The 17,004-nt window shown below is 62.3% G+C and carries 15 protein-coding genes; all 15 read right to left on the minus strand.

Annotation, left to right across the window (positions count from 1 at the left end; genetic code table 11):
* Positions 1-23 precede the first annotated feature (23 nt).
* A complete protein-coding gene (locus AB4N98_RS02895) occupies positions 24-965 on the minus strand; it encodes a LysR family transcriptional regulator (RefSeq protein WP_042727887.1) in 942 nt (313 codons plus the stop codon).
* Entirely contained in the window at positions 962-1,693 is a 732-nt protein-coding gene (locus AB4N98_RS02900; RefSeq protein ID WP_042727888.1) for a FadR/GntR family transcriptional regulator, read from the minus strand. The genes AB4N98_RS02895 and AB4N98_RS02900 overlap by 4 nt, the downstream gene beginning before the upstream one ends.
* A complete protein-coding gene (locus tag AB4N98_RS02905; protein WP_003173143.1) occupies positions 1,690-2,475 on the minus strand; it encodes a cyclase family protein in 786 nt (261 codons plus the stop codon). The genes AB4N98_RS02900 and AB4N98_RS02905 overlap by 4 nt, the downstream gene beginning before the upstream one ends.
* Positions 2,462-3,469 (minus strand): NAD-dependent epimerase/dehydratase family protein, encoded by a 1,008-nt coding sequence (locus AB4N98_RS02910; protein WP_042727889.1) that lies wholly within the window; start codon positions 3,467-3,469, stop codon positions 2,462-2,464. Before AB4N98_RS02910 ends, AB4N98_RS02905 begins: the two co-directional genes overlap by 14 nt.
* Complete coding sequence (locus AB4N98_RS02915; protein ID WP_042727890.1) at positions 3,460-4,452, minus strand: fumarylacetoacetate hydrolase family protein; 993 nt, start codon at positions 4,450-4,452, stop codon at positions 3,460-3,462. Before AB4N98_RS02915 ends, AB4N98_RS02910 begins: the two co-directional genes overlap by 10 nt.
* Positions 4,449-5,021 (minus strand): cupin domain-containing protein, encoded by a 573-nt coding sequence (locus tag AB4N98_RS02920; RefSeq protein ID WP_042727891.1) that lies wholly within the window; start codon positions 5,019-5,021, stop codon positions 4,449-4,451. Before AB4N98_RS02920 ends, AB4N98_RS02915 begins: the two co-directional genes overlap by 4 nt.
* Positions 5,022-5,084: 63 nt before the next feature.
* Positions 5,085-6,038, minus strand: coding sequence for a PDR/VanB family oxidoreductase (locus AB4N98_RS02925; protein WP_042727892.1), 954 nt, complete (start codon positions 6,036-6,038; stop codon positions 5,085-5,087).
* Positions 6,038-7,081: an aromatic ring-hydroxylating dioxygenase subunit alpha gene (locus AB4N98_RS02930; protein WP_042727893.1), complete on the minus strand. Its 1,044-nt coding sequence runs from the start codon at positions 7,079-7,081 to the stop codon at positions 6,038-6,040. The genes AB4N98_RS02925 and AB4N98_RS02930 overlap by 1 nt, the downstream gene beginning before the upstream one ends.
* A complete protein-coding gene (locus AB4N98_RS02935; RefSeq protein ID WP_003173136.1) occupies positions 7,078-8,151 on the minus strand; it encodes an aromatic ring-hydroxylating dioxygenase subunit alpha in 1,074 nt (357 codons plus the stop codon). The genes AB4N98_RS02930 and AB4N98_RS02935 overlap by 4 nt, the downstream gene beginning before the upstream one ends.
* 48 nt (positions 8,152-8,199) lie before the next feature.
* On the minus strand, positions 8,200-9,399 hold the full coding sequence (locus AB4N98_RS02940; protein WP_042727895.1) for an MFS transporter: 1,200 nt from the start codon (positions 9,397-9,399) through the stop codon (positions 8,200-8,202).
* 126 nt (positions 9,400-9,525) lie between these two features.
* On the minus strand, positions 9,526-12,054 hold the full coding sequence (locus AB4N98_RS02945; RefSeq protein WP_042727896.1) for an efflux RND transporter permease subunit: 2,529 nt from the start codon (positions 12,052-12,054) through the stop codon (positions 9,526-9,528).
* Between the two features lie 4 nt (positions 12,055-12,058).
* Positions 12,059-13,162, minus strand: a complete 1,104-nt coding sequence (locus AB4N98_RS02950) for a WD40/YVTN/BNR-like repeat-containing protein (protein ID WP_042727897.1) — start codon at positions 13,160-13,162, stop codon at positions 12,059-12,061.
* Between the two features lie 70 nt (positions 13,163-13,232).
* Complete coding sequence (locus AB4N98_RS02955) at positions 13,233-14,597, minus strand: DUF1329 domain-containing protein (RefSeq protein WP_042727898.1); 1,365 nt, start codon at positions 14,595-14,597, stop codon at positions 13,233-13,235.
* Positions 14,598-14,609: 12 nt separating this feature from the next.
* Positions 14,610-16,289 carry a DUF1302 domain-containing protein gene (locus tag AB4N98_RS02960; protein WP_042727899.1) on the minus strand — a complete coding sequence of 560 codons (1,680 nt, stop codon included), beginning with the start codon at positions 16,287-16,289 and terminating at the stop codon, positions 14,610-14,612.
* Between the two features lie 350 nt (positions 16,290-16,639).
* Positions 16,640-17,002, minus strand: coding sequence for a Rieske (2Fe-2S) protein (locus AB4N98_RS02965; protein WP_042727900.1), 363 nt, complete (start codon positions 17,000-17,002; stop codon positions 16,640-16,642).
* Positions 17,003-17,004: the final 2 nt, after the last annotated feature.

The raw sequence follows: 17,004 nt of genomic DNA on the forward strand, positions 1-17,004 counted from the left end.
TGGGGATGCAAAGCAGCTATCGCTTAAATCGATGGCATGGACAGATTGCAAATCAGCCGTCGCACTTCACGGGAAGCACGGGTCAAGGGGCGCCGGGGCGATTCGACCAGCACGACAAAGCGCTCTAACACGGGCTCTATAATGCGCGATGAAATAAGTCGGTGATCCAGCGAGCCCGGCAACACCGAGGCAATCGCATAGCCTCCGCCGGCCGCGACGACTTCGTACTGTAGCTGGACCGAGTCGGCTTCCACAGCCACGCACAGTTCCACGCCTTGCTCCGCAGCCAAATGATCGAGCCTGGCCCTCAGCAGATGCGGCCGCCCAGGCACGACCAATGGCAACCCAGATAGATTTTCCAGTGCAATATCTCGATTGCCGAACAGCGGATCGGCGGCGGGTCCGACCAGGTGCAGCGGTAGCCTGGCCAACAGATGAGCTTGGCCGATGCTCGCCTCGCTCTCGCGCAGCACCAGCGCCATATCCAGACGACCATCGTGCAACTGCTCTTCGAGCTGAGCACTCGCGCCTTCGATCAGGTGCAACCTCACCCCTGGCATCTGGGCACGCACCGCAGCAAAAAGCGTCCCCGCAAACCGACGCACCGCGGAAGGCAACATGCCCACGACCACCTCCCCCACCGGTTTGCCTCGCAGGTTGCGAATGTCATCGGCAAGGCTTTCAGCGTTCGCCAAAAGCGCCGATATACAGGGCAACAACTGCTCGCCAAATTCGGTCAGGACCACCCCGCGCCCGGTACGATGAAACAGCCGCTCCCCACATTGCGATTCAAGCAACGCAATGTTGCGACTCACCATGGACTGCGGCATGTCCAGCAGTACGGCCGCTTTGCTCAGGCTGCCAGCCGCCACGACCCGGACGAACAAGGTCCAGCGCGCATCGATTATTGTCAGAGCGGATGCCGGAGAGGGCGAGGCGTTGTCAGGCCTATCGACGCTCGTCATGTCATCAGCTCCTGGCGGGCCTGATGCAAGTATTCGCGACTGTCTTGAAGGTGCAGGCGCATCGCAGCGCGTGCGCATTCTGTGTCCTGATGGAAGATCGCCTGGTAAATCTGTTCGTGCTCGCTTTGCATCCGCTGCTCATAGTGCAGAGGCTCATCGTGAAACAGGCGCGCAGAATCCAGCCGGCTACGCGGGATGATCACCTCGCCCAGGTTGCGCAATGTGTGGGCGATGTAGTGATTGCCGGTCGCCTGGGCAATACCCAAATGGAACTGAAAATCCAACGCGGCCCGGTCATTGACGCTGACATTGGGCTGCCCGAGCTGATCGAGAAGCGCCCGCAACCCCGCCAACTGATCCGGGCCACGTCGCTGGGCGGCGAGCCCGGCGGCTTCCACCTCAAGACCGATCCGAAATTCCATGATCGCCAGCGAATCATTCAGGATGCCGATCGTCGCAGGGTCGATGAAGGCCTTCAGCGACAGGGTGCTACCGCGCACGAACGTGCCGATACCGTGGCGCGTCTCAACCATTCCAGCGGCCTGTAGACGCGACATGGCCTCGCGCACCACCGTCCTGCTGACCCCATGCTCCAGCATGAGGGCCGACTCGGTGGGCAACTGCTCACCGCCGCGCAGTCGCCCCGCGACAATGTGCTCCGACAGCAGCGCCTCAAGCCCCCGGGACAGGCTGGCGCGCTTTTTTTCACCGGCCGCCGGCGCGTTCATTCCTCGAAAATCGCGACGGCGCGGACGAAGCCGGCCGAGGCGTGCCTGATCTTGTAGGGGAAACACGACACCTGGAAGCCGTGGGCCGGCAGGGATTCCAGGTTGGCCAATTTTTCCATCTGGCCGTAACCGATGTCGCGTCCGGCCTTGTGCCCTTCCCAGATGATCGAGGCGTCGCCCGTGGCGGCGAAGCGTTCGCGGGTGTACTTGAACGGCGCGTCCCAGCTCCAGGCATCGGTGCCGACCACGCGCACGCCGCGTTCCAGCAAGTACAACGTGGCCTCGCGGCCGATGCCTACCCCGGCGTCCAGATACCCTGGCTGACCGAACAGCGCGCCGGCACGGGTGTTGACCAGGACAATGTCCAACGGCTGTAGAACATGGCCAATACGCTCCAGCTCGGCTTGCACTTGGGCGGCGTTGACCACATGGCCATCCGGTAAATGACGAAAGTCCAGCTTCACGCCGGGTTGCAGGCACCAGTCCAACGGCAACTCGTCGATGCCAAACGCCGGCTTGCCACCGTCCGTGGTCGAGGCGTAGTGCCAGGGAGCGTCCATATGCGTACCGCTGTGGGTGGTGATCTGCAGGCGCTCAGCTGCCCAGGATTCGTCACCAGGCAGTTGCGCCTTGGACAAGCCGGGAAACATCGCGGCCATCTCCGGCCAGCCTTGCTGATGGTCCATGTAGTCGATTTTCGGCAGCAACGGCGGCGGATCGGTGTAGGGGTTGTTGTCCAGGGTCACGGACAGGTCCACCAGGCGGCGTTTAGTTGATTGCATGTTCGCTCACTCCAAGTCCCACCCGCCCACGCGCACGACGCGTCGGGGTAGCGGCATTCAAACTGTTACGTATCAAGGCAGCTGCCGAGCCGTCATGGCGAAAGCCAAGGGCACGGGCCAGAGGGGTTTTCATTGCGGGAAAGCTGCCGAATAACGCTTGCAGCCCCGCGTCCGGTGCGAAGCTGATCAGCGCGCGGCGTTCCTGGCCGTAGGCAGCGGCCAGGGCATCGATGACCTGGGCAATGGACAGGCGCAACAGCGGCAGTTGCCAGACGCGTGACGCGCCGAGCTGGGCAGACGGCAGTTCGGCGGCCCGTAGCAGGTTATCCACGCAACACCGCACCGACATCCACCATGCCTGCGCCTGCGGCGACACCGGGCAGCAATAGGGCTGGCCTTCGGCGAAGGCGTGCAGCACGTCGCTCATAAACGCCGAGCGCAGCCCATTGGGTTCACGTGGACGGGCAACGATGCCGGGCAGACGCACGGCGCGACCGTCCACCTCGCCTCGTCGGGCAAGGTCATTGATCGCCATTTCCACCATCGCCTTGTGCGCACCGTAACTCAACTGCGGGTGCGGCACGGCACGCTCATCCATGCGGGCTGGCAGGTCGCCGCCGTACACCGCCACGCTGCTGGCGTACACCAGCACCGGCGCGCCTGGCTGTTCGCGCAACTGGTCAAGCAACTCCAGGCTCGCCTGCAAATTGACCTGATAGCCCAATGAATAATGCTGCTCGGCCGCGCCCCCCGGAATGCTGACCAAGTGAAAAACCACATCGATGCCATCGGCCAAGGCGCGGCGCAATAACGCGGCGTCGGTGACACTGCCGCAATGCCGGCGCAGGCGCTTGTCCTCGGCAAACCCCACCAACTCTTTATCCAGCAGGATCAACGCGCTGATCGAGCGGCCTTGTAACGCATTGGTTTCGAGCAACCGTTTCACCAGCGTCCGGCCAACAAAACCATTGGCCCCGGTAATCATCACGCGCATGGGAGGCCTCCGCGCACGATGCACTGGTCTATCGCCCCGAACACCGACTGACCTTGCAGATCGAGGACCTCCATGCGCACGCGGTCGCCAAAGCGCATGAAGGACGTCCGTGGTACGCCGTGCTCGATCATCTCAACGGCACGACGTTCGGCGATGCAGGCAGCGCCCACAGTGGGGTCAGCATTGGAAACCGTGCCGGAACCGATCAGGCAGCCCGCCCTGAGGCGCCGGGTCAGCGCCGCGTGAGCAATCAACTGATGAAAGCCGAAATGCATGGCACCGCCCTGGGCATGACCGAACCACTGACCGTTCCATTCAACCTTCAACGGCAAGTGCACGCGCCCGTCGCGCCAGGCCTCGCCCAACTCGTCGGGGGTGACCGCCACCGGGGCAAAACTGGACGCGGACTTGGCCTGGATAAAACCGAAGCCGGTCTTCATTTCTCGGGGGGCGAGCGCACGCAGGCTGACGTCGTTGACTTGCACAATGAGCCGAATATGCTCGACGGCGTCTTGCGCCGAGCAGCCCATGGGAACCTCATCGACCAACACCGCAAACTCGCCTTCGAAATCGATACCGTGGGTTTCGCTGGGCAGCTCGATGTCGTCGTGGGCGCCTAGAAAGTCGTCGCCACAGCCCTGATACATCAGCGGCGTATGTTCAACACCTTCGATCGGATCCAGCCCAAAAGCCTTCTGCATGCGCTCGCCATGACTGAGGAAAGACGAGGCGTCCAGCCACTGCCAGGCACGTGGCAGAGGCGCGGCGGCTTGCTGAGGATCGAAGGCGAAGGCACCGGCCAGCGTGCCTTCGTTCAAGGCGTCATACCGCGCGCGTAAAACGCTTTCGACATGCGCCCAGCGCTCAACGGCCTCCTGCAGCGTCGCGGCAATATCGCCGGCATCCACCGCCCAGGCCAGGTCGCGCGACACCACCACCAGGCGACCGTCGCGATTTAGGTTCTTGAGGGTGCTGAGCTTCATGGGTGTTCTCCTTGCAGTTCAGGAGCAAAGCGGCCATCGAGCAGCACAAAGAGCATGCGGGCCATCTGCTCGGTGCGATTGCTCCAGGCGTGGTTGGTGCCGCGCTGCACCACGATGTCGCCGCGTTTGAGATGCACCTCCTCGCCATCGAGCACCAGCCAGACCTCACCCTCGGTGACCACGCCGTAATCCAGCGTTTGGGTGCGATGCATCAGCTTGTGCCTGGAATCCGCCTGCCCCGTGCCGGCATGGGCCTGGCCAATTTCGGCGAAGGCCGCCGCGGCCTCCTCGGCGCTGACCTGGTTCTGCACACTGTCCGGGGGAATATCCACCACGCGGATGACACTGCCCAATGGCGCGGGGCTCAGTTGAAGCGGCTGGTGGGTGGGGTCGTCGCCGTTATCCAGCACGGCCGGGCTGGCGCCGCTGTTCCAGATCTCATGGAAGACCGTGCCGGGCACGGCCTTGAGCGGGAAACTGTTCGGCGTTGGCCCGCTGAGCGCGACCACCGCCTGGCCCTGGGCATCGTGCCCGGTTACCACGCGTTTGAAACCAGGAAGCTGTTGCATATTCGAGTCCTCAATCTGTTGGCGAAACGCGCCAGCGGGTAACGATGAATTCATGAAAAAACCTTAAAGATCGAGTACCAGCCGCGCGCTCTTCGCACGGGAGCAGCAAGGCGTGAACTGGTCGTTGCGGGCTCGCTCGGCATCGGTCAGGAACATGTCACGATGCTCCGGCTCGCCGTCCAGCACGCGCGTGATGCAGGTGCCACAGATGCCCTGTTCGCAAGACAGCGGGATGTCGATGCCAGCCTCCAGCAATACCTGGGCAACGCTGAGCGTGGCCGGCACTTGGAAGCACTGCCCGGTGCTAGCCAGTTGCACCTCGAACCCGCCCGCTTCACCCACCGGGGCAGCGGCGGCGGTAAAGTACTCATGGTGCAGTTGCGCCTCGGCCCAGCCTTGCGCGCGCGCCGTGCCAAGCACGTGGTCCATGAAACCGTTGGGGCCACAGACGTACAGATGACGGTCACTGGCCGGCGTGGACAGGACCCGAGCACTGTCCAGGCGCTGGGCATCCTCGCCATCGTCCATATGAACGTGCACGCAATCGGCGAACGCCGAATGACGCAGGTACTCAATAAAGGCCATGCGCCCGGCCGAGCGGCCGCAATAGTGCAGCTCGAAAGGCGCGCCGATCCGCGCCAGGCGCTCGGCCATGCAAAGGATCGGCGTGATGCCGATACCGCCGGCGAACAGCACGCTGTACCCGGCCCCATGCTCAAGCGGGAACAGATTGCGAGGTTCGCTGATGCGAAGTGGGCTGCCTTCGTGCACCTGCTCGTGCATGGCCTGCGAACCGCCGCGAGACGCCGGGTCGAGTAACACCCCCAGCAGGTAGCGGTGGCGTTCTTGCGGGTGATTGCACAGCGAGTACTGGCGCACCAGGCCATTGGGCAGATGCACGTCGATATGCGAGCCGGCACTGAAAGCCGGCAACATGGAGCCCTCGGCGGGGGCCAGTTCGAAGCTGTAGATGCCTTCGGCTTCGAGGCGCTTGCGAGTGACGATGACTTCAATCATCACTTGGCACCCGCAGGCTGCTCGGCAGCAATCATGCGGTCGAGTACACGCCGCGCCCGGACCGCTCCTGCATCACCGATCAGCAGCACCGGTTTCAAGTCCCAGAACGATGCAGCGCCCATCATGCGCTGCTGCGCCTCGAGCATTGGCAAGTCTTCATCGGCAAAGGGCCGGCTGATCGCGGCCGCCTGCTCATCAGCGAATCGCTCGGCAAATTTGCCCATTGCCTTGGGGAAACAGACTGAGAACCAGTAGTGAGTCGTGGTCTCGGTCTCTGGAGTGAACAGATGCGGAATCGGTGTGGAAACGCCCTTATCTCTTGGGAGACCGGTCGCCACTGCACCGGAAAACAGCAACATGTTCGCAGGCGCATCCCAACGTACATCGATCCAACGATCCACCGGCGTACCTTGGGGGATGTTCCAGGCGGTGTAGAGGAACTCTGGCATAATTTCCGCAACCGTCTGGCGGTTGGACCAAACGGTGTTGTCCTCCTCTTGCACGCTAGTCAATGCACCCTTGACGCCATCGCCACCCAACGTAGACGGATGCAAAAATTCGATATGACTCAGGTCCATGATGTTGTCGGTTTCCAGCACGTAGTTGGCTTTTGCGTGCAGGTAGCGTTTGCCGACATACCAATGGTCTTCATCCATGCAATTGAAATCCGGAATCAGCGCCGCATCGGCCAAGTGAGGATCCCCCATCCAGATCCACAGCAAGCTGTAGCGTTCAACCAGCGGGTAGGCCTTGACCTTAGCCGCCTTGGGAATGGCACCATCGCCGTGGGGGTTATGCACACAGGCGCCACTGCCATCGAATTCCAGGCCGTGGTACGGACAACGCACCGCATCGCCTTTGAGGATGCCCATGCCCAGGGGCGCGAAACGGTGGGGACATCGATCGGCAATGGCTTGGGCATTACCTTGGGTGTCGCGAAAAAACACCACGGGTTCATTGAGCAAGGTTCGTTGGAACAACTCGCCAGCCTTGATCTCGTTTCCCCAGGCGGCCGCGTACCAGACGTTGCGTAGAAAGCTCATCGCAGTTCCTCTTTTTCATAGTTTGATGACCGACTGGCTTGCGTCTCCGCTCGCTCGGCTTCCATCAATCGACGCAGAACACGTCGACAGCGCACGGCCCCTGCATCGACTGGCAGCAACACAGGGTTGAGGCCAAGCAGTTCAACCTCACCAATCTGGCGCTGTTGAGCCTCGACCATGGGTTTGTCTTCACCGGCGAAAATACCGATCAACATCTCCTGGACGAAGGCATTCAACTGCGCATTGTCCTGCTCGAAACTGCGCGTGTTGGCAAAGAAATAATGGGTGTTGGCCGCGTCCTGCGGCGTCATCAGATGCAGGTTCCATGTCACTGGTCCCTCCGCCCTGGGGCGCCCTGGCGCCGTGGCGCCACTGCCGAGCAGCATCAGGCCGGGGGCGTGCCAGATGACTTCGGCCCAGACGTCTGCCCGGCTCGGATCTTCAAGGTGAGCGCCGAAAGCCGGCGGGGGCACATCGTCCGGCGCCCACCAACTGATGCGTACGCGATCGTTGGGCAATTCCTCGATGGTGGCTCGGGTGTGTGACAACGCCCCGCCACCGAGCGTATCCGGGTGCAGGAAATCAACATGGCTCAGGTCCATGATGTTGTCGGACAGCAACTCGTAGTGCGCACGGGTCGGCAAATACCCATGCCCTTTGGCATGGGTGGGCGCCTGCTCGAAAAAGGAAAAATCAGGAATCAAGGCATCGCTGGCCAGGTGACGATCGCCCGGCCAGACCCAGATCGCCCCGTGGCGCTCAACGGCCGCGAAACCGCGAACACAGGCGGCCTTGGGGATGTTTCCTTCGCCATGGGGATTGTGCGTGCATTGGCCACTGCCATCGAAACGCAGGCCGTGGTACGGGCACTGGACGCTGTCGCCGACAACCTTGCCCCTATGCAGCGGGGCAAAACGGTGCGGGCAACGATCGGCGAGCGCCTGGATCACACCGTGGCTATCGCGAAAGAACACAATGGGTTGCTCGACGATGGTTCTGCCCAGCATGCCACCTTGCGCCAGCTCGTCTGCCCATCCAGCGATGTACCAGGTATTGAGCAAATAACTCATGCGGTTCTCCTCGTTGTTCTTATTGTGTTGAAGCGTCGAATGGGCAGGTCAGTGCTCAGGGTCTGCGGCCACCGCCGTGGCAAAAACAGACCCGCTGCCACGCAACCGGAGACAGGCCAGGGCTACCATCAATTGAACGCCCGCGACGATGCCCAAGGCCGCTGGCAAGGCGCCGATTACGCCGCCGGTGATCGCCAGCACCACCAGCGGGCTGGCGAACTCCCCGGCAAAGAACATCGCCGTGAAGCCGCCGGCGGCGCGGCCGCGCTGTTGGAAGTCGACCTGGCTCATGATCCAGGTGAGCAGGGTCGGCATCATCAGGCCGATGCCCAGACCGTTGATCAGGACGGCGATCACCACCAGCCCGTGACTGTCGGCTACCGCCAGCAGCCCGCCACCGATCCCGGCCGCGACGAAGGCCAGGAGCATCTGCCGCTGCGCCGGCACACCGCTCAACAGACGAAAACTCAGGGCGCCGACCAGTACGCCGAACTGACTGGCGCCCATGGTCAGGCCGATCTGCTGCGAACCTTCGACATGCAGCAGGTTAAGCAGGTAACCGACTTGTACCGGCACGATGAACAGGCTCAGGCCCGCCAGGAATGCCAGGGCATACAACGGTGCCAGCGGGCGCCAGGGGAATGCCCTGCCCGCCGTTGTGAGGGTGGCCGCCTGCGCACGCGGCTCCCACAGCAACCATGCCATCAGCGGCAGGAACACCAGCCCCAGCCCATACAGGGCAAACGGGGTACGCCAGCCGTGCTCGCCGAGCACTCCACCGATGGCAATGAAGATCGCCGCCGACAATGAGGTCGCGACCATTTGCAGGGCGAACATGCGTTCACGTCGCGCGCCGCTGTAGTAGTCGCCCATCATCGTGGTGCAGCAGGTCATGATCGCCGCTTCGGCCACACCGATGCCGGCGCGGCTGATCACGATGACCTGCAGCGACTCCAGCCATAGCGGCAGCACGCCGCAGACGGTGTAGAGCACCATCGCACCGATCAACAACGGTTTGCGCCCCAGTCGGTCAGCGATGATTCCGGCCACGGGAGCCAACAACGCAATCATCAACGCCGGCAGCGTCAGGGCAATGGGCACCAGCACGGCCACACCCGGTGTGTCGGCGAAGTGTTGCTGCATAAGCGGCAGGACGGGGGCCAGCAGCACCGCACCGAGCACTGGCAGGCAACTGCCGAGCAACAGCAACAATGATTGTGGCAAACCTGCCTGGCGCTCAACGCTCATCGTGCACCTCCGCAGGTTGCGCCGCGCAAAACGCCATGCCAAAGGCGCTCAGACCGGCGAAGAGGTCAAGCCATAGGGACCGCTGGAACAAATGCACACGAGGCATGGGAACGTCCTTTCTTGTTGTTATGACGCGACGGGATTGGCGTCTTTTATCGTTTGATCGTGCTCTGAAGTCAGGCGTAGCGAGTGCTTCACGCAAGCCCCCTCCTCGGCTACGGCAGGCATCAGCGGCAAGCTCGTCGAATGGCTGGGGTTGGCCTCGGCCGGCCCTGTACTTATCCGCTTGCTCGGCAACAGAAAGTGAGCCAGGGCCGGCAACAGGACCAGCGCGCCCACCATGTTCCAGACGAACATAAAGGCCAGCAGCACGCCCATATCAGCTTGGAACTTGATCGGCGAAAACATCCAGGTCGCTACGCCGATCGCCAGGGTCACACCGGTCAGCATCACCACCTTGCCGGTGGACAGCAGTGCCCGGTAATACGCCTGCGACAGGCTTGTGCCCTGGCGCATATGACCGAGCAGGATGCTCATCACATACAGCGCGTAGTCGACGCCGATGCCCACGCCGAGGGCGATTACCGGCAAGGTCGCGACCTTGACGCCGATGTTCAGCCAGACCATCAACGCCTCACAGAGGATCGACGTAAGCATCAGCGGAATCACCGCGCAAATCGTGGCGCGCCAGGATCGGAAAGTGATCAAGCAGAGCAGGATCACCGCGCCGTAGACCCAGAACAGCATTTCGCGATTGGCCTGCTTGACGACGATGTTGGTCGCGGCCTCGATCCCGGCATTGCCCGCGGCCAGCAGGAACTGGACCTCGTCGGTATTGTTCGCCGCGGCGAATTGTTCGACGTGATCCACCAGACGGTTCAGGGTTTGCGCCTTGTGGTCGGAGAGGTAGACGTACAGCGTCAGCAGGCTGCAATCTTCGTTGTACAGCCCGCGCGGCGCCCCGGCGGTGACCATGTTGAGCATTGCCTGGTTGTTCTGCAGCTCATACCACTTCGGGCTGCCTTCGCTCAGGCCAACCAGCATGCGGCGGTTGAGCAGTGCCAGGGAATTGGTCGAATCCACCCCTGGCAAGGTGCGCAACTGCCAATCGAGGGCATCGACCTTGTTCAGGATGTCATAGCGCGAACAGGCGCTGGCGGGGGTCTTGATCATGACCGCGAACAGATCGCTGCTGGCGCCGTAATGCCGGGTCAGGAATGCATCATCCTGGTTGTAGCGCGAGTCGGCCCGCAGCTCGGGCGCGCCGGCGTCCAGATCACCCACTTTCAGTTGCAGGCTGACGATGAAGCCGAGCGTCGCCAGCGCCAGGCTCAGCGCGATGCACAGCGCCGCCCACCGGCGCTGGGTGAACAGGTCGAGGAAGCGCCAGAACCCGTGGCGATTGTGGCCAGCCAGCTCGGCGTGCTCGCTTTTCAGGCTCAGTTGCGCCGCGCGGCCGCTGACCCCGACATAAGAAAGCAATATCGGCAGCAGGATCAAATTGGTGAAGATCAACACCGCCACGCCGATACTCGCGATCATCGCCAGGTCCTGGATCACCTGGATCTTGATGATCATCAGCACCGCGAAACCGACCGCATCACACAGCAGCGCGGTGAGCCCGGCAAGGAACAGGCGGCGGAAAGTAAAGCGTGCGGCGACCACCCGGTGCATGCCGCGCCCGATGTCCTGCATGATGCCGTTCATCTTCTGTGCGCCGTGGCTCATGCCAATGGCAAACACCAGGAACGGCACCAGCACCGAATAGGGGTCCAGTTGATAATTGAGCAGCGGCAGCAAGCCGAGCTGCCAAACCACCGCCACCAATGAGCAGAACACCACCAACAGAGTGCTGCGAATGCAGCGGGTGTACCAATAAAGCACCACCGTGGTGATCAGGATCGCCACGGCGAAGAACATCAGGATTTGCCGCAGGCCGGCAATCAGGTCACCGACTTTCTTGGCGAAACCGGTGATGCGGATGTCGATGCTGTCGCTCTGGTATTGGCTGCGCAGCGATTCCAACTGTTGCGACAGTTGGCTGTAGTCCAAGGGTTTGCCGTCGGGGGTGCGCTGCAACAGCGGTACCTGGATGATGCTCGAGGCCTGGTCGAACGCCACCAACTGGCCGATTTCGTTGGACAGCTGCACGTTGCGCCGCAATGCCGCAAGGCTCGCTGCGCCGCCATCGTAGTTATCCGGAATGACCGGCCCACCCTCCAGGCCCGCCTCGGTCACCGCCACCCAGCGGGTGGCCGGCGTCCATAGCGACTTCATGTACGCCCGGTCGACACCGGGCAGCAGGTAGATCTTGTCGCTCAACGCCTGCAGGGTCTTGAGGTAGGCGCTGTCGTAGATGTCGCCCTGCTTGTTGACCACCGCAATGCGCACCGCATTACCCAACCCGCTCAACTCCTTCTGGTGCTCAAGGTAGTTGGCGATGTAGGGCTGATGGGTGGGGATCATTTTTTCGAAACTGGCATTGAGTTCAACGCGAGCGGACTGCCAGCCCAGCACCAGCGTGGTCGCCAGGCACAGCAGCAACACCCACAGACGATGGTTGAACAATGCGCGTTCGAGCATCGAACCGGAGCGCGGATCAAAATCATCGAGCGCATTGGCAGGGGGCTGGAAAAACTTACCAGGAGACGTCATAACCTCACTCCGAAGCGGCAGTGGCTGGCCGCGCAAGACGCTGCAGCCCGGTGAAACCGGCAACGATCAGGCTGCCATCGGCGGCCTCGATCACACTTGAAACAGGTTTGCCCAAGGGCGCTCCCAACGGCAGCATCGCCGCGCCGGTCTGCTCGCTGTGGCGAAACAGCATGCCGCCCTGATTGACCAGCAACAGCTGGCCGTCGGCCAAACGGGTGGCATCGTTGAAGGAGATCGGTACGGGCACCGACAGACGCTGGAAACTGACGCCGGCGTCGCGGGAGACAAAGGCATTGCCCTTCAGCCCGGCAACCACCAGCGCGCCATCGTCACGACGTTGCAGCGTGAAATAGCTGCCTTCGTAAGGGCTGTCCAACTGACTGAACGACACGGCGTCATCGTCCGAACGGGCCAGGTAACCTTGCTCGCCAGCCAGGAACCAGCGGGTGCCCTGGTGACTGATCGCGTACAAGTGCATCCCGTTCGGGTTGGCGATATGCCCCATCAGCGAGTGCCAGGTAGCACCGCCATCGGTGGTCTGCAGCGCCACACCGTAGGCGCCGACGATGAGCCCACGGTGCGCGTCGACGAAATCCAATGCCAGAAAGGGTTTGTCCGGACCATCGGCCACCAGACGCTCGGCATTTTGTACCCGCGCCAGGGCGGCATCCGGGTCGGCAGCCGTGGCTTGCTCCGCCTTGGCGGAGTCCAGCTCCAGCTGTGCCACGCGCGCGCCGTCGAGCTGCAGCGTCCAGTGCTCGCCGCCATCCAGCGTCGCCAGCACCACGCCCGCGTGACCGACTGCCCAGCCCTTTTGCGCATCCACGAAGCGCACCGCCGTCAGGCTGACCGAAACCGGTACCCCAGCCTGTTGCCAGCTTTGCCCGTTGTCGTCGGAGAACAGCACCAGGCCGCGCTCGCCCACGGCCACCAGACGTGTGCCGGCACGCGCCAGGTCGATCAACACGCCGTTTTGTGCAACCGGTACCCGCATGGCCGGGGTATTGAGCGGCACGCCCACCGCAGCCGACCCGGCCAGGCACTCGCTCGTGGCGAAGGGCAAATACAGGGCCAGGAGCAACGCGCTCGCCTGATTGATTCTGTTCATAACCTACCTCGGACAAACACTCGTATCCCAAAGGCAGGCGACCGGCCTGCCCTTCACGCTCGGCTCAGGTCTAACGCACGCCGCGCCCCGCCATCGCTGCCGGCGAGAACTCCGAGGCCTTGTAGCGATCCACCGCGCGGTACTGCTCCGGCAACCCTGCATAGAGGTTCTGGATAAACCACGCACCGGACGTCAGGTCATAAAAACCTGAAGAGAGCTGCACCAGCCCCGGCAGGTCGGGCAATACCGACGGCAGCGACCAGAGGGTTTTGGCCAGTTGGCCGCTGGCATCCCAACGATCGCCGAGCAGCGCTTGCCAGGTGTCTTCATCGAGGTAGTAACGGCCCTTGGGCAGCTGGTGACGCTTGCCGGCGGCCACCGTCGATTCAAGCACCCAGACGCGGTGCAATTCCCAGCGCACGTAATCGGGGTTCAGATGGTGCTTGCCCAGCAGGTCCTGCGGCTGGGCAGCGTTTTGCACCTTGTTGGTGTTGTAGGGGACATACATCTCCTGCTTGCCCACCAGCTTCCAGTCGAACCGGTCTGTACGCCCCCCCCACACACTCAACTCATCGAAGGACATGACCCCAGCGGTGGACGGCGTCGGCGTGTCGCAGCAAGCGTTGGGCAGCGTGCGTACCCGGCGTTGGCCGCTCAGGTAGACATGGGCCTGGGATTTGTCACCGTTGATGTTCTCGCGCCCCAGGATTTGCTCGCCGGCACGAATCGCCGGGCCGAGATTGACAAAGTGCACCTGCCAGTAGTCGCCCGAGTAGTTTTCAGGGCCGCCCTCCTGGAAGTAGTAGGGCATTTCCTGGGTCAACAGGCCGTCGCTGGTCATCACCTGGTTGCCGTCGGCCGTCATCAGATAGTGGCGAAAATGCCCCGCCACCGAAGTGCCGCGCCAGTTCAGCACATGGTTCCAGATGGCTTCGGTACCGTTTTGTGGAATCGGAAACGGGATCCCGCCATAGGCGCCATCCGGGATCAGGCCGGCGCTGCTATTGACCAGCTTGGCGCGGGTCGCATTCTTCAGCGTGTTGTCATAAACCCACTGCGGCGCGGCCGCCGTGCGCCGGGTCGGATACACGTCGATGCGATAGGTGTCCGGAAAGCGCTTGAACAGCTCCTTGGTGCCGTCGCTGAGCTTGTCGGCGTACTTGGCCAGGTTCTGGGCGGTGATGCTGAACAAGGGTTTGTCTGCGGCAAACGGATCGCCGCGCTTGCCGCCCGGAACATAAGCCGGATCGACCTTGGTGTAGCCACCGTCCCAGGCCGGAATGCTGCCGTCGGAATTGCCGGCTTTCTCGGCACCGAAGGGCGTCAGGGTCTTGCCCAGCGCGGCCGCTTGTTCGGCGCTGGCGGCCAAGGCCATCGGCGCGGCGGCGACCAGCAGGGTTAAGCACAAGGCCTTTAGAGTGAACTGAATGGTCATGCGCAAATCCTCTTAGAACGTGGTCTTGACGGAGAAAGCCAGGTAGTCCCGGTCCTTCAACGACTGCTTGTAATTGAATTGGTTGGCGGCGTTGAGGCTGGTGTCCTCGGGACCGTAGAAGTGGGTGTAGGTCAGCCCCACGGTCACTTGGTCCAGGTAGGTGGCGGAGACGCCGATGTTCATGTCCCCTCCTCTGTCGGCGCCGAACCCGCTGATCACCGCCGACTTGCCCATGGGGAAATAGCTGATGCCCACCGGCAGGCTGATATCAATGCCTGGGAAGAACTGGCGGTAGGTTGGCGTGTACACCAGCTTCAAGCCCAGGCCGTCATCGGTGGCGTTGGGGTCCAGGGCTGCGCGATTGCGGGTCACGGCCAATAGGCGGTTCCAGGCCACCTCCGCTGTCAGGCTGGCTTCATTGGCGACGAAGGAAGGCCCCAGCGATGCCAGGACGTTGAGGTTGACGTGAGCCGTTCGGCCGACGGCGTACAGAGCGTCATCGTTGTTGTCCGCGTCGACACCCGCCAGGACGGTCTGGGCGTTGGAGACCAGCGGCATGTTCCAGCGCATCGATGCCTCGCCGGCAAAGCTGTACTCGTCCACGGAGGTGGCGAAACTGGCGCCCAGAACCCGGATGTCTTCCGGGTAGACCCAGGAATATTCGCCGATTTGCCCGGTACTGAAGTTCGGCCCGGTGGCATTCGGCTTCAAGTACAACGTGGGCGTTTTTTCGTGATACTGCAGCGCGTACAGGCCGTAATCCGTCGTCCCGGTGTTGTACTTGAGCTGCAGGCCGCCCTGGCCGGAGTTCCTGGCTTTCTTGTCTTTGCCATGGAAAAACGCAGCCGGGCTGTTGGCATTACCGCCCAGGAAATCCGGGAACGGCGCTCCGGTGATCAGCCTTTCATTGCCATCACCGATGGTATCGCTGGTGGAGAAATAGCTGCCGGCGCCCGGCAAGCGGGTGGCTTCCCACTCCAACTGATAGAAGGCGCCCAACGACACATCGTCGGTCAGTTGGTAGGCGGTAGACAGTTGGTTGACCGGCCGGGTGATTTCCTTGAATTGCGTGTTGGGCACCGATTGCGCCTTGACCACGTCCACCGGTGCCATAGCACCGGCAATGCCGTTGCCGCCGAAGAATAGGCTCTCGCCCCAGATCAGACCGTGGCGCCCCGCACGTACCGACAAGGCACGGTCGGCCAGTTCACCGTTCCAGTAGACAAAGGCATCCAGCAGTTCACTATCACCACCGTGCAGTTGACGGGTATCGCTGGTGAATTCATCGAAGCCCACCGAGCGCTGGTTGGCACTGGCCGCGTCGTGATTGTCGTTGCGTTCCTGGTAGACGGTGTCATACCAGGCGGCACCGCTCACACGGGCACCGAAGTTGTGAAAACCGATGTCCAGCTCGGAAAGAATATCCAGGCGATTGGAGATCAACCCCTTGCCGAAGTTGTGATCACCGTCATTCTGGTTCAGGGCCGTTTGCCCCTCGCTGAGTTTGCTGCTGGGCGCCTTCAGGCGCCAGGCCGCGCTGTACTTGAGCGTGTTGTCCCAGCGCAAGCTGAGATCGGGATTGCCGGTGTCGATCTGAAACGCCTGGGCTGCCGAAGCGCCAAGCCCCAGGCTTGCCGCAAGGGTCAGGGTGAAGGGGACGCGCCGCGACGCAGCGAACTTGCGAGTAGCCATCGAAGTAACCCTCTTATTGTTGTTGTATGTCAGCTCTTCTGGTGAAACGGCGCCCGCAGTCGAACCGGGCCAAGCCTGCACAGGCATGAAGCATCTATGGGAGAGTGAGTTTCAGGTTTGTCGGCGCCTCAGATGGGCGCAGCCGTGACGTCGAGAATCCGTCTGCGTTCATGCTTGTCTCACTCTTATTCTTGTTATTCACGCCAGCGTTCTGCCGGGGCAACCCCAGGCTTCACCACCGGCTGTGTTTGCACGCACTCGCTAACGCGTTGTGTTCACTTTCTCGGCAAAGCAGGCGTTTGACTAATCGCATGTAGGGATACGATGTATCAGCAACCGCGATACGTTAATCACGATGCATCGGCCCCCAGCTGACCCGCTTCGAGCACCAGCCAATCGGCCTCGGCACGCCATTTCAGCGCACTCAGGCGTTCCCCCAGGCACGGCCCGTAGACGCACAGGCCTGTGCCGGGAAGAAACCGCGCACCATGGGCGTAACAGACGATCTGGCGGCCATCGGCGCTGAGGAAACGATCCTTGCGGTACTCCAGGCGCACCGCCAAGTGCGGGCAACTGTTGCGATACACCCGCACCTGGTCGTCATGGCGCAGGGCAAATACGCTGTCCTTGCCCGACTCCAGAGGGTCGAACCCGCGAGCCTGCCCTTCGAGCAACTCATCCAGGCGACAGAGAACCATCGCGTCGTGGCTCATGG

Source organism: Pseudomonas sp. S3_E10, assembly GCF_054667615.1.